General features: G+C 40.4%; 20 protein-coding genes and 1 pseudogene. 4 read left to right on the forward strand and 17 right to left on the reverse strand.

Features of this window, described 5'->3' with window-relative positions; translation table 11 throughout:
- The 17 genes and pseudogenes from HZC12_00875 to ilvE form a co-directional block, all read right to left on the reverse strand.
- Positions 1-232: DUF2269 family protein (locus tag HZC12_00875; GenBank protein ID MBI5025287.1), on the reverse strand; the 232-nt coding region annotated here is incomplete at its 3' end.
- A gap of 151 nt (positions 233-383) precedes the next feature.
- Positions 384-1,295: a helix-turn-helix transcriptional regulator gene (locus HZC12_00880; protein MBI5025288.1), complete on the reverse strand. Its 912-nt coding sequence runs from the start codon at positions 1,293-1,295 to the stop codon at positions 384-386.
- Positions 1,296-1,297: 2 nt separating this feature from the next.
- Positions 1,298-1,663, reverse strand: coding sequence for a type II toxin-antitoxin system VapC family toxin (locus HZC12_00885; GenBank protein MBI5025289.1), 366 nt, complete (start codon positions 1,661-1,663; stop codon positions 1,298-1,300).
- A complete protein-coding gene (locus tag HZC12_00890) occupies positions 1,663-1,869 on the reverse strand; it encodes an AbrB/MazE/SpoVT family DNA-binding domain-containing protein (protein MBI5025290.1) in 207 nt (68 codons plus the stop codon). Before HZC12_00890 ends, HZC12_00885 begins: the two co-directional genes overlap by 1 nt.
- A gap of 112 nt (positions 1,870-1,981) precedes the next feature.
- A complete protein-coding gene (locus tag HZC12_00895; protein ID MBI5025291.1) occupies positions 1,982-2,713 on the reverse strand; it encodes a DNA alkylation repair protein in 732 nt (243 codons plus the stop codon).
- 57 nt (positions 2,714-2,770) lie between these two features.
- Positions 2,771-2,869 (reverse strand): annotated as a pseudogene (locus tag HZC12_00900) (GyrI-like domain-containing protein).
- Between the two features lie 279 nt (positions 2,870-3,148).
- Complete coding sequence (locus HZC12_00905; GenBank protein MBI5025292.1) at positions 3,149-4,066, reverse strand: alpha/beta fold hydrolase; 918 nt, start codon at positions 4,064-4,066, stop codon at positions 3,149-3,151.
- 186 nt (positions 4,067-4,252) lie between these two features.
- Positions 4,253-4,651, reverse strand: a complete 399-nt coding sequence (locus HZC12_00910; protein ID MBI5025293.1) for a type II toxin-antitoxin system VapC family toxin — start codon at positions 4,649-4,651, stop codon at positions 4,253-4,255.
- A gap of 4 nt (positions 4,652-4,655) precedes the next feature.
- Complete coding sequence (locus HZC12_00915) at positions 4,656-4,907, reverse strand: hypothetical protein (protein ID MBI5025294.1); 252 nt, start codon at positions 4,905-4,907, stop codon at positions 4,656-4,658.
- Positions 4,908-5,167: 260 nt separating this feature from the next.
- Positions 5,168-5,467 carry a type II toxin-antitoxin system PemK/MazF family toxin gene (locus tag HZC12_00920; protein ID MBI5025295.1) on the reverse strand — a complete coding sequence of 100 codons (300 nt, stop codon included), beginning with the start codon at positions 5,465-5,467 and terminating at the stop codon, positions 5,168-5,170.
- Between the two features lie 28 nt (positions 5,468-5,495).
- Positions 5,496-5,810: a CopG family transcriptional regulator gene (locus HZC12_00925; GenBank protein ID MBI5025296.1), complete on the reverse strand. Its 315-nt coding sequence runs from the start codon at positions 5,808-5,810 to the stop codon at positions 5,496-5,498.
- 312 nt (positions 5,811-6,122) lie between these two features.
- A complete protein-coding gene (locus HZC12_00930; GenBank protein MBI5025297.1) occupies positions 6,123-6,311 on the reverse strand; it encodes a hypothetical protein in 189 nt (62 codons plus the stop codon).
- Between the two features lie 70 nt (positions 6,312-6,381).
- Positions 6,382-6,828 (reverse strand): hypothetical protein, encoded by a 447-nt coding sequence (locus tag HZC12_00935; protein MBI5025298.1) that lies wholly within the window; start codon positions 6,826-6,828, stop codon positions 6,382-6,384.
- A 98-nt stretch (positions 6,829-6,926) separates the two neighbouring features.
- A complete protein-coding gene (locus HZC12_00940) occupies positions 6,927-7,817 on the reverse strand; it encodes a PhzF family phenazine biosynthesis protein (GenBank protein ID MBI5025299.1) in 891 nt (296 codons plus the stop codon).
- Between the two features lie 48 nt (positions 7,818-7,865).
- Positions 7,866-8,582 (reverse strand): SDR family NAD(P)-dependent oxidoreductase, encoded by a 717-nt coding sequence (locus tag HZC12_00945; GenBank protein MBI5025300.1) that lies wholly within the window; start codon positions 8,580-8,582, stop codon positions 7,866-7,868.
- 136 nt (positions 8,583-8,718) lie between these two features.
- Complete coding sequence (locus HZC12_00950) at positions 8,719-9,102, reverse strand: GNAT family N-acetyltransferase (GenBank protein MBI5025301.1); 384 nt, start codon at positions 9,100-9,102, stop codon at positions 8,719-8,721.
- A 38-nt stretch (positions 9,103-9,140) separates the two neighbouring features.
- Positions 9,141-9,992, reverse strand: coding sequence for a branched-chain-amino-acid transaminase (gene ilvE / locus HZC12_00955; GenBank protein MBI5025302.1), 852 nt, complete (start codon positions 9,990-9,992; stop codon positions 9,141-9,143).
- 187 nt (positions 9,993-10,179) lie between these two features.
- Between ilvE and nifB the strand changes: the two genes are divergently transcribed.
- The 4 genes from nifB to HZC12_00975 form a co-directional block, all read left to right on the forward strand.
- Complete coding sequence (nifB, locus tag HZC12_00960) at positions 10,180-11,061, forward strand: nitrogenase cofactor biosynthesis protein NifB (GenBank protein ID MBI5025303.1); 882 nt, start codon at positions 10,180-10,182, stop codon at positions 11,059-11,061.
- Between the two features lie 11 nt (positions 11,062-11,072).
- A complete protein-coding gene (locus HZC12_00965) occupies positions 11,073-11,864 on the forward strand; it encodes a HesA/MoeB/ThiF family protein (protein ID MBI5025304.1) in 792 nt (263 codons plus the stop codon).
- 84 nt (positions 11,865-11,948) lie between these two features.
- Positions 11,949-12,131, forward strand: coding sequence for a hypothetical protein (locus HZC12_00970; protein MBI5025305.1), 183 nt, complete (start codon positions 11,949-11,951; stop codon positions 12,129-12,131).
- A 258-nt stretch (positions 12,132-12,389) separates the two neighbouring features.
- A partial coding sequence (locus HZC12_00975; GenBank protein ID MBI5025306.1) for a hypothetical protein occupies positions 12,390-12,885 on the forward strand: 496 nt, incomplete at its 3' end.

The raw sequence follows: 12,885 nt of genomic DNA on the forward strand, positions 1-12,885 counted from the left end.
TGATCTGATAGCTTCCGAGAATAATAAGTCCTATGCCAGTTAGTAAAATTGTTATACCACCTAATGGAGCAAAAGGCACGATGGTCAGATATAATGTCCTGTATGTTTCAGCTATAAAATTAATGTCGTGGCTTCTTCTCGCCCTAAACTGGTGAAGCTGCCCGAAAATCAATGCCCCGCCCAGTATAGTAATTCCTATTATGTGAAAAAAGATTAGTATCTGATAAGACATAACTACCGCCTTCTTGTAACGGTCATTGCGAGTCCCGAAGAATCGGGACGTGGCAATCTCTTTACAAAAGGCAAGATTGCGTCGCCTTTGGCTCGCAATGACAACCCTTATTGCTGAGATTTATTATTAATTATAAATTAAAAGACAGATTTCAGACTTTCAATATTCTGCTATGGTTTTTAGAAATGCTGCCATTTTTCAGGCTGTTTTGATATTCAGAAGGGGTTATTTTATATCTCTTGTAAAAACAGGCTGATAGGTAAGATGAGCTGTTAAATCCACATTTAAGGGCTATTTCTGTAATGGACTTATCTCCTGCAAGAAGAAGTTTCTTTGCCATTTCCATGCGTATCTGGTTCAGGTAATCTACAGGTGACGTCCCAATCTCTTGTTTGAATATGCGAGCGAAATGAGAGGGTGACATATATGCAATCTTTGCCATTACTTCAACAGTGATTTTTTTATCAAGATTGGAGTGGAGATATTCGACGACCCTGTCTATTTCTATGCGAGATGATATTCTGTCATTGTCAGGGATAAAATTAAAGATACTCCTGATTACGGTGTGGCATATCTCAAGGCTCAGGCCATGCAGAACAGCCTCGGAGCCTGACATTTTATTATCAGCCTCTATCATGAATCGCTTTAACAACGGTAAAAGATTCGGGGCTACATCATACGATTCTCCATGGAAAACAATACCCTGTTTTATTGGATACTGAGAGAGTTGTTTCTCAAAGAACCCTTTATCTACGAAGATAGCTATATATCGGGGTGAGTAATCTGATGGGCACTCGTGATGGACAATGTCAGGCGATAGAGCGAATAGTTTTCCGTGCTTAGCTGTTATTATCTTTCCGTTAATATTTATAGAGGTCTGGTCATTGAATGGCAGGACAAACATATATGAAGGATGGTTATGCATTGGTGTCATGGCATAAAAACACGGCCCTCCTATCGGCATGAAAATTCCAATATCTTCTCCAATGAAGGAATCAACATAGCGAAGCTGTTCTTTTGTGATTGTGCCTACGAGCTTGCGGATTTTTTCGAGGTCGCTCATTATTAAATAAATACTACCTTGTCAAGTCCCTGAAAATGCGCATCGCTGGTCACAACCTTGCATCCATCTTCAAGTGCAGTTGCATAAACAATGGCATCTGCCATTGGAAGGGAATACTGAAGGCTCAGGTCAGCAGCAAAAAGAGCTATACTTTCGCTTAACGGAATTACCGAAGTCCTGTTTATAAGGGATACTGCCAAAAGGGCTTCTTCTTCTGTCCTTTCCCTCTTTATCTTTTTATAAACTTCGTATAGCACAATGGTAGGAGTTTTTATTTTTGAAGGGTCTTTCAGATATTTTGCATATTTTTCTGCATGCTGGCCGTCTGTCAGAAATTCGATCCAACCCGAGGAATCGACGAGGAACATTATCGCTCTTCATCCTCCCGAATGTCTCCAGTATCCATCCCCTTGAGAAATCCGCGGAAAAACGACAGGGGTTTTTCAGGAATAAAGTATATCACGCCTCCCTTTGTAACAACGGTCATTTTCTGCCCGCTCTTAAGATGCAGCTTTTCCCTGACATCTTTGGGAATTACCACCTGATATTTCGGGGATATTGTAGTTGTCGCCAATTTGTTTGTCCTCCTTTTTTTATATCGATAAGATTATCGTAAAACAAATTAGGTCCTTTGTCAATAAGACAAAATTTTTGTCGCCTCAACAGAAATGACCATAATTAGCAACCTATTTTTTAATATTTAACACTACTCTTTGGTGGGCCGGAAGCCTTTTCGCGCCTTCCCTGAGTGTAAGGCCTGATGCCCTATCTTTTATTTTCATGAGGAAATTAAAAGCTTCATCAGGATCTGCCTTTGACATCTCCCTTATGCCCCACCCAATCGCCTTTCTGATAAAAAATTCCTTCTCTGAAACCATCCTCTCCGCGAAATCAAAGAAAAGCTTTTTATCGCCTTCGTTCTTTCTGAAAAGGAGAATCTGTGAGATCAGAGAGGCCCTCCTCATCCAGAAAATTTCAGACTTGCTCCATCTTTTAAGATACTCAAATGCCTTTTTGTCCTTCTCCAGAACTACACTGACAATATGTATGGATATATCATCTACAAGATCCCAGCCTCTGGACTGTTCAAGCATTCGCTCAAGCAACGGCATTACTGTCAAGTCGAGATATTCAGGATGGTATTGCAGGATTCTTAAGCCGAGTCGCTTTTCATCGTGGTATTCCGAACTCCAAAGCCTTTCTGCCAGTTCAAAGACAAGTTCCCGTCCTGCATCTTTATTAGTCCGCCTGAACTCTTTGGCCAATTTATCGGCAAAGGGCAGTGAGGTGCCGAAAAATTTGAATGGGCTTTTAAGGTAGCGCTTTTCCTGTATTGCCCGTTCCGAATTGAAATTGGCCTCCATGCGCTTACGGAAGGCATCGAGATGTTTTTTGATATCTCCCTGCAATTTCTTCATAGCTTTATTCCCTTTCCAGAGCAATCTGTAATTATACCGTGTCTTCTGAGCTTGTGGCTACTCAATCGGCACACAAATCTCCGTCCTCAGATTCTCAGGTTTGGTGCGTCTGGGGTCACGGTTGAGATATATCTCAAAACAGGGTACGTTGCGGAGTTTCTCGCCAAATTCGTGTAGCCATTGGATGGCATGGTATAAGCTTAGCATGGGCTAACCTGCTATGCTACTCCTTTAAAAACTCTAATCCTTCCATAAATCCATCTTCATTGATCGTGGCAATTGCGTAGTGGAAAGAGCTGTTAAAGGCATCATTAAAGAGACGGCGGATATGATTCCATTTTACATCATTAAATTCCATAGTAGTAGAACCTCCTTGGATATTTTAGGTATTCATAATTTTAGCAGGTTAAGATAAAAACTGCCCTGCACATGGCTTCACTCCTTTAAAGACTCGATTAACAGTTCACTCAGCTTTTCCGGCTGGTCTTCCTGAATAAAATGACCACAGTTAGGGACAGCAGTAAGACGAGCATTTAGTAAATCTTTCTGTAAACGGCGATTTTCCTCACCGAGATGAGGAAGCACCCAGTCATCTTCTCCATAAATAATATGGACAGGAACTTTTATAGTGTGGAGTGCGCGTATTATTTCTTCAAGCTCGTCAAGTTCAAGTCCGACATAGGTCTTTTCAAGAATCTGTCGCCCTTTATCGCCTGCAAATGGAACCTGATAATCCTTGATCACATCTTTTGTCATTACTTTCTTGTTTTTTACACCCTTTGTCATAACCATGTATATTCCAGGCCATAGAGTAAATATCAACTTCCTAACCCCGGCAGTACGTATCCCCAATAGAAGGAACTTTAGCAAGATAGGGGTTTTGGGGTATGGAACAGTCATTAAGAGTCTTCTAAACAGAGAAATCTTGTATGTATAAAAAAGTTTGCAGCAACCGTCGGGATAAAAAAGGGAGTTCAAAATTACTATTTTCTCTATTTTGACCGGATTCCGAATGGCCCAGAGCAATCCAATCGGTACGCCCACATCATGGAGCACTATGGAAACTTTACCTATATTTAGCTTATTCAAAAAATCACGAAGAATCGCTGAGTGATAGTTGTGAGTATAAGAAGCATCCAATGGCTTGTCTGATTTGCCAAAACCGGGCAGATCAGGCGCAATAACCTTCACTGTCCTTGCAAGAGGAGGAATAATCTTACGCCACAAATATGAGGATGTCGGCCAGCCATGCAGAAGCACTACAGGTTTTCCCTCCCCAGCAGTTAGATGATGAATGTTCAGACCATTTACCTGAACAAAATTGCTATGAATCGAGTGGTTCGTTGTCGCCATAAAATCAGCCTCCATTCAACCTGCCCTCTCACCTTCCTTCTTCTTTGATTTTAAATCATCAATCCAGCGTCTAAATTCTAATCTTGCATTTCTGACATCTTTTGGTTTCGATGGCTGCGGGTTGCTTATTACTAAAAATAGCATCGTTTAATACCCTTTACATCACTTTTTGCTGCATGGAAGAGACTAATTCCAGTTCTCTATCTTCAAATCTTTAATTCTTTTAAAATGCTCAGTATTATTTGTTACAAGGGTTGCATTATTTGAAATGGCTATGCTTGCAATAAGAAGGTCTGCGTCATCCAGTATCTGTCCTTTGCCTTCTAATTCTGATTTTATTTTCCCGTAGATATATGAAGTGCCTTCTTTGGTATGAAGCGTTCGAATCTTTTTCTTTAAATCCTCAACTACTGCCAGATTTTTCTCTTTCTTAGTAGATTTAAATGCGCCATAGAAGAGTTCACATTCAGTTATAACAGTGATAAAAACATTCTCCAATCCACCACTGATTATGTTCCTTTCAATATTCTCATTGCCCTTTAGCCAGTAAATACATATGTCGGTATCAAGTATGTATCTACCCATCTTCTTAATTTCTCTTTTTTGCAAACCATCTTCTGCGGCTTTTAATGTCTTTTATAATTTCATCAGCCGTTCTCGCATCGTCCCAGCTTCCGCAGAGGCCTGTCTTTTTTTTAGTAGACACCTGTTTCTCTGGCACATGCAGGTATTCATCAATAAGCCTCGTGACAATATCCTTTAGTGTTTTATGGTTGGTGGCAGCCTTCTTTTTAAGTTCTCCGTGTATTTCGTCTGGTAACTCTACGATTAATTTTCCCATCTTTCGTATCCTTTAGAAAGATGATAAGCAATATTTAAATATTTGTCAATATCATTCTCTAATTCACTCCTCAATAGCCCCTCCCAATACTCTGCGGAGTGGAAAGTTCAGAGAAGGCGCTGCTTATGTCCCGATTGTCCATAAAGCCCTCCTGTTTGTAGGTGTATGATACAGGAGTTTAAGCGCTAAGGCAAGAATTAAATAAATATTACAATGTAGGAAAAATCTGGCTGTGTGTATTTATCCGGGGATACCTCTGCTCAAAACTTAATTAATCCAAGGCTTATTTCAATAGCTTTGTCCACCTTCTTTATGCTTTCAGAGGAAATTGTTCCGAGTCTTTTGCCTAATCTTTTCTTATCAATTGTTCTAATCTGGTTCAGAAGAACAGTGGAGTCTTTTTGTAATCCTCCCTCTCCTGCCTTTAAAAAGACCTCGTAAGGAAAAGCCTCTCTCTCAGTAGATGTAATAGCTGCTACAATAGTTGCTTGAGAGTGCATATTTCCAACATCGTTCTGAATAATAAGTGCTGGACGAGTCTTTTTAATCTCCACGCCCATAGTAGGATCAAAATTTACATAATAAACCTCACCTCTTTTTGGGAAGACCACCTGATTTCCTCCTGTAAGGTTTAGTTTTTGGCTCTTTAACTCCTATAAACTTCCCAGCCTCTTCTTCCAGTGGACGCCACTCCTCTGCAATTGCGGCATCTATACCTGCATTCGCTTTGTAACCCTTAATCATTTCCTCACGCAGTCTCCTTTTCTTTTCATCTTCAAGCTTTTCCTCTAAAGCCCTAACAATATATTCGCTCCGTTTCCGTTCAGGCACTAAATTTTGCAGATCTTTAAGTATTGAATCAGGGATTGAAATACCGATTCTTTTGATTGCTGTAAAAGACATAATTAAACCTCACGCCCTATTATTATCCAATTATATGCATAATTATAACACATAATATTAGTATGTCAAATAGTATGTATTATTCATTAACTGCTGGCTATGATAATACCTTCTATTTTAAGTCCGCCTTCGGTCTAACCATGACATCCCCTTTTAAAGAATTTAACAACTTAATTTTAGGTTATCTATACCTTTAATTTATCATCAAATAGCTCCGTTTGAGAGTTATCGGGTGGATACTATTTTGCATCAATAAATAGCAATAAGTGCAGCCAGGCTGGCAATATGAGCGATAATAATATTGCCATAAATTTATGGCTCCATAACCAATAATAATCTTCCTTGCAGGATACCCTTTATTTCATTGCTCTGTTCTTCTATTTTAGTGCGCCTTTCATCGGGTTCAAACATCATAAATTGAGTTTCTTCATCGAGTCTCTTGCAGAGGTTTAAAAATCCTTCAGCATCGCCTTCTTTTATTTCCCTAATTATAACCTGCATAAAATGCTACTCAGGTTGTTTGTATCCGCAAGGCTAAAGCCCTGCCCTACATTGTTTTTGTTGAACAGCATTAGGAAATTTTACCAACATCTGATAATGAAATATGAGCAGAATGTACGATTCTCTCACCTACGCGTTTATTTATTCTTAGAAAAAGCGAGGGGAATCTTCGGAATCTGAATTCTATATATTTGAATAAAAGACCCTTTTTGTTAGTGATAGAAATATCGTTCCAGGGGATGAAGAGTGGAGGATGACCGAATCGGAATATAAAAAATATGGAGAGATAAAGTCCCCTTTCATTTGAGCCTATGGTCAGACAGTTATTGTAAGACATCATCCACCGCATTCCTGCACTCTGGAATCTCCATCTGTTACCGTTAAATGGATCTGTGTAACGATAAATCTCAGCAAGGGAACCCCATCCGCTCACCCGTGATATTACAATCGAAATCATAATCCACATCCCAATGAAAATGAGAAGGAAATATTCTGGCCTTAAGATGATTTTATCCATATTTTGGTTGTATCAAAACTTTAAAAGATACTTTTCAAAGTCCTTTACCCTCGGAGATTTCTTCCCCTTTAATTGTCAATCAAAGATTGATTTCTATGCTATAACAGAACTCCTTTCGCAACCTCCATAACATTTCCACCTACATACACATCTATCTTATGACCCTTTCTCATCACCTCTAAATGCAGTAATGACGGCCTTCCTATTTCGTATCCCTGCTCAACCCTTATGTTAATAAGGTCATTCCCGAAATAACGATGTTTCACAAGATACCCTGCAAGGCATCCGTTTGCGCTTCCTGTTGCAGGGTCTTCATCAATCCCATAATAGGGCGCAAACATGCGGGAATTAAGGTGATTCTCTTTTTTGTATGTTTCCGGGCAGAAAATGAAAATAGCCTTCGCATCAGTATCTTTAATCAGGTCAAAATATTTTTCTTTATCTATTCGCGCTTTCTTGACGGAATTCAATGTTTTCAAAGGCACTATGATAAAAGGCAGTCCTGTAGAAACCTCTTCTATCGGAAATCTGGAATCAATTTCAGAATTGTTGAGTTTTAAGACTGATGCAAGTTTTTCAGCATCGAACACTTTTCCAAAGGTCGGCTCAATTTGTTTCATTGTCAGCTTTTCGATTCTTTCATCTTTGTAATCAAGCGTTACCGGTATCTGTCCTGCCTTTAAATTAAGGATTATGGTATCAACAGGCTTTTTTATTATTTCCTTTTGTATAACATAAGCGGTTCCCAATGTCGGATGCCCTGCAAAGGGGACTTCTCTTTCTGGCGTGAATATGCGGACATTGTATCCGCTGTTTACTGGCTTGTCAGATAGGGTAAATGTTGTTTCCGAGAAGTTAAATTCTCTGGCAATTTTCTGCATTTCTGCATCAGAAATATGGTTTTCAACTATCACCACTGCAAGCTGATTGCCTGCATATTTTTCTTTGGCAAAGACATCAAGGATGTAAAAAGTATTATTAACCGCCATCTCTATAATCATCTTGCTGGTGAATTTTTATATCTGATTCCTGTCTTCTTATAATTTGTTATATATCCAATCAGGTACAACTTTAAGCAACCATGCTATGAGGCGCCACCTCTTTGTAATATAAACATGTTTCTTTTTGTGTTTGATAGCCTTATATATTTGCCATGCAGCCTTTTCCGGAGAAGCTACCCAGAACAATTTTCCTCCTTTTGCCATAGATGTGTCGACATAACCAGGCTGTATATCTGTAACTATAATATTGGTCCCTAACTTAATTATTTTCTGCCGTATGCCTTCCAGATAATTTGACACAAAAGCCTTCGAAGCATTATATGCAGGGGCATCGCCATTTCCTCGAATCGCAGCAATAGATGATATACCCACAAGATGTCCTGAGCCCTGTTTTAGGAACTGTTTAATAGCGACATTTACCATGGCAGCAAAGCCAGAAACATTGACATCAATGGTTTCCTTCTCTTGTTCCCAATTAAGGTCAGGGTTCAGAAAGCCAACGCCTGAACTAATAACGGTCAGATCCATTCCACCCATTTCATTTATAAGGTCCTCCAGCAGATTCATTGCCTCTTTTGTCTTTGTGACATCAATGCGCTTGAAGTATGTTATGGAAGGAATCTCTTTTTGAAGTTCAGCTAATAACTCAACCCTTCTTCCTGCAAGGCCTACAATATAATTACTTTGGGACAGCACCTTTGCCAGTTCTTTTCCGATTCCTGAGGTGGCTCCTATAATGACAGCTTTTTTCATAAACCTTATTTTCGTTGCATATTCTTCACTGATGGCTTATAAAAACTCTCAATTTCTCCTCTTTTAATCGTCTCGTATATAATTCCTTTAACCTTAGGCCTATTATCGTCGGTCTTTCTTTCGATGAGTTTTGCGTTTATATCTTTTTATGAACCATCACCACTGCCCCTTCACGGCATTTGGATTTACAGACTCTATCGAGTTTCTCAATAAGTTCTATTGGGCCATTTTCAAGTATTCTGAAACCAAATTTTTCAAAATATCCTGGCAAGTCAGTTGTAATATAAACATCACTGGCTGGAAAGATATTTATCAGATGTTCAACAATCATTTTGCCAATTCCCTGATTTCTCCTGTTTTCAATTACCCCAACACTGCCAAGTTCATAAACCTCTTTGTGCGGCCTGATTCTTCCAAAGCCAATAACCTCTTCTCCATCAACTGCCACAACAAACTGCCTGTAATTAAGGTCTTCATCATCAAGGCGAAAATCCGTGATTTTCTTAGTTATAAAAGACATGTCTTCGTATTTTGCCTGGCGTATGAATACAGCCATTTTCAGGATATAATCAATTTTTTGAAAATTTCTATAAGCCTTCTTGTAGCGTTCCCCGGCCTCCCATCACCAATCACCCTGCCATCTATCTTTATAACAGGAATAACCTCTGCACCTGTGCCTGTCATGAAGCATTCGTCCGCATTGTAAAGGTCATAGCGGGTTAGAGTGGTTTCGTGTGTTTTAATGCCGAGGGATTCAGCTATTTCTATTACTGTTCTCATTGTTATGCCATCGAGGGCACCGTGATAAGGTGCGGGTGTAAGAAGTTCATTATGTTTAACTATAAAGATATTATCCCCCGTGCATTCTGCCACGAAGCCTTCCTTATTAAGCATAACAGCCTCAAGGCAGCCTGCCTGCCTTGCTTCAATCTTAGCCATGATGTTGTTGAGATAGTTCAGAGACTTTATACGGGGGTCAAGGCAATCTGATGGTATACGCCTTGATGGAGCTGTGATTATCTCTATGCCCTTTTTGTAATACTCATCAGGATAGAGCTGTATATCAGACACAATAATTATCACTGTCGCCCTTTTGCATGGTGTCGGGTCTATGCCCAGAGGGCCTTCTCCTCTTGTTACGATGAGGCGGATGTAGCCATTTTTCTTGCCATTTATCTTTACGGCATCAAACACAGCATTTTCCATTTCTTCCTTTGGCATAGGTATCTCAAGGAGAATTGCCTTCGCACTCTGGTAAAGCCTTTCAATATGCTCTTTGAGCTTAAAGACCTTTCCATTGTAAATTCTTATTCCCTCAAAAACACCATCACCATAGAGAAGTCCGTGGTCAAAGACTGATATTTTTGCATCTGATTTGTCGTAATATTTCCCATCAATATATATTTTCATACCGCCTCCCCATCTTTGAATATATCCCGTAATCTTACAGATTCAAAGGCATCTGTCAAGGGAATAAAATACGACAAAACTGCAATAAACAGGACATAAATGTGGCGTAGGGCAGTACGGGTACAAAGGTTTTTTTAACAATTTCAGCATGTTATGAACTGGCACTGCTATTGCATTCCAAACGATCATGCTGACAAGGATGCACAAAGATATTATGAACAACCACCCGTGTTTTTCAAAGGAGGCACACCATAAGTTTGCAAGGATCCATCTGCCTGTTGCTCCTGTATGCAATATACAGTGCAGATATTGTATGCGAAAATATGATTGTGCCAATGAATCAAGACCCGGGATTACAAGCAGGGTTTTAACTCCAGCAGAAGCCCTGGAAAGGGTAAGGGCTCTGGTTCGAAGAAACGAGAAGCTGAGTGTTATAGGCATAGCAGGCCCTGGAGACCCTCTGGCAAATGATTCCACATTTGAGGTTTTGAGGGCAATCCACAGAGAGTTTCCTGAACTGATTCTCTGTGCGTCAACCAATGGACTTTATCTCTCAGACAGGCTTGAAGACCTGGTTAAATCAGGTGTAAGAAGTCTGACTATTACAATGAATGCTGTGACGCCTGAGACAGCAGAGAAGATATACTCGTGGGTATCTTACAGAGGAAGGCGTTACACAGGAAGGGATGCTGCAGAGTGCCTTCTGTGCAATCAATGGAGAGGACTCAGAAATGCCATTGATGCAGGGCTTATTGTAAAGGTGAACAGCGTTTTAATCCCGGGTGTGAACGATAAAGAGATTCCTTTAATCGCATGGCTTGCTGGAGGAAAAGGAGCAGATATAATGAACATAATCCCTTTGATACCCCAGGCAGAGTTTGAGTATCTTCAGAGACCCACGCGTGAGACGATTAACAGGATGAGAGAGGATTGCATCAGATATATCCCTCAGATGACCCACTGCAGGCAGTGCAGGGCAGATGCCTTTGGGATTCTCGGAGAGGATAAAGATATGGAACTTGAGATGTTAAATGCAAGGATTGGAGAGGAGTATTGTGAGACAGTTTAGGGTATTTTCGTATGAGAGAGTTATCTGATAGGGAATTAGAGCGTTACCGCAGGCAGTTGATGCTTCATGGTTTTACTGAGGAGCATCAAGCAAGACTCAAGGCATCAACTGCACTTGTAGCAGGCATCGGCGGACTCGGTGGAACTGCTGCGATCTATCTTGCTGTAGCTGGAATAGGGCGAATGGTCTTTGCTCATTACGGGAATCTGACCCCATCAAATATGAACAGACAGATATTAATGCGACACGACGGGATAGGTAAAAGCAGGGTTGTGCAGGCAAAAAGGACCATAAAAGAAATAAATCCTGATGTGGAAATCGAGATATTCGATGAAAGAATATCAGAAGGCAATGCAGAAAGGCTTCTTGATGGAACACAGATTGCCTTATCTGCACGACCTAATTTTTATGAGAGGAGGATTTTAAACGATACCTGCATAAAAAAGAATATTCCCATGGTGGAGGCAGCCATGAACGGAATGGAGGGCTATCTCTTCAATGTTGTCCCTAAAATAACTCCATGCCTGGACTGCGTATATCCCGAAGATAACCCCGAGTGGGAAGAGCTGGGCTTTCCTGTTTTAGGTGCAGTGTCAGGTATGCTCGGGTGTCTTATGGCTATTGAAGCAGTGAAACTATTGACTGGCTATGGGAAGCCATTACTTTCACAGATGCTTGTATTCAATACTGCTAATATGGATTTTTACTTTGTGAATATACGGAAAAATCCAGGATGTCCTATATGTGAAGTTACCTATTCAGCCAATTGTCATACAAAATTGTATCAACCTACAATTTTGTAGCATAAAGCCTGCCTTGATATCCTTATAAAACAAGAGGTTAGCTTCTGGCATGGTTTTCGATATACCTGCTATAGATAATCTGCTATGAATTCTCTCAGAAAAAAAGTTGAAAAGATCGAACAGGAGGAAATAATCAGAGCTCTCGAGGAGAGCAACTGGGTTATGGCAAGGGCAGCAAAAAAGCTCGGCATAACCGAGCGGATGATCGGTTACAAGATCAAAAAATACGGTATAAGAAAGGAGGGGATGAAAGGGAGTAGTCAATAGTCAATAGTGGGGAGTCGGGAGTCAAAACAAAGAAGTCGAGAGTCGAGAGTAGACAATGAAAAGTAGAGATCTCTTCCAAGGAGGAAGTCGTGAAGATGTGAAGATGAGACTCTCTTATCTTCTAAACTTCCTTTAGAGAGTAGAGAGTCGGTAGTCAGTAAATAGTAGGACAGGCGTCCCCCTGCTTAAAGCAGGGGCTGTCAACCGAAATTAATAATCGCCCCGAAATTAATTCGGGGCAAGAAGGGGGGAAGAGTTATGAAAAATATTAAAGTCTTAGCAATAACCTTAATGGTACTGGTTTTATTTGCTGGCATAGCCCATGCAACGCCGTCAACACAGATATGGATTCCATCAACGGATGTCCAGCCATTTAAGAAAATGCACCTTGGCATTGATACCTATATAAAAACCGAGAGCCAGGATGGCACTAAAGAACCTACTGTAACAAATCTTGGCTTGACAATGGGTGTATTGCCCTACGAGAAGATCCAGATGGAGGTTGGAATCGATTACAGGGATACAGGTGGTAATCACACATATCCTCTTTTGTTCAATGCTAAACTTGGCGTGCCGGAGGGTGTCCTGTTTAAGGAGTCACCTGCCCTATCTGTTGGAGGTTATGACTTTGGCACAAAACATAATGTCACAGATTACAACATAGTCTACGGCCTTGTTGCAAAGACCTTTGGTAAGCTCGGAAGACTGTCTGCTGGCTATTACACAGGTAATGACAACCTCCTTCTCGACATCA

Source organism: Nitrospirota bacterium, assembly GCA_016214385.1.
Classification (GTDB): Bacteria; Nitrospirota; Thermodesulfovibrionia; order UBA6902; family JACROP01; genus JACROP01.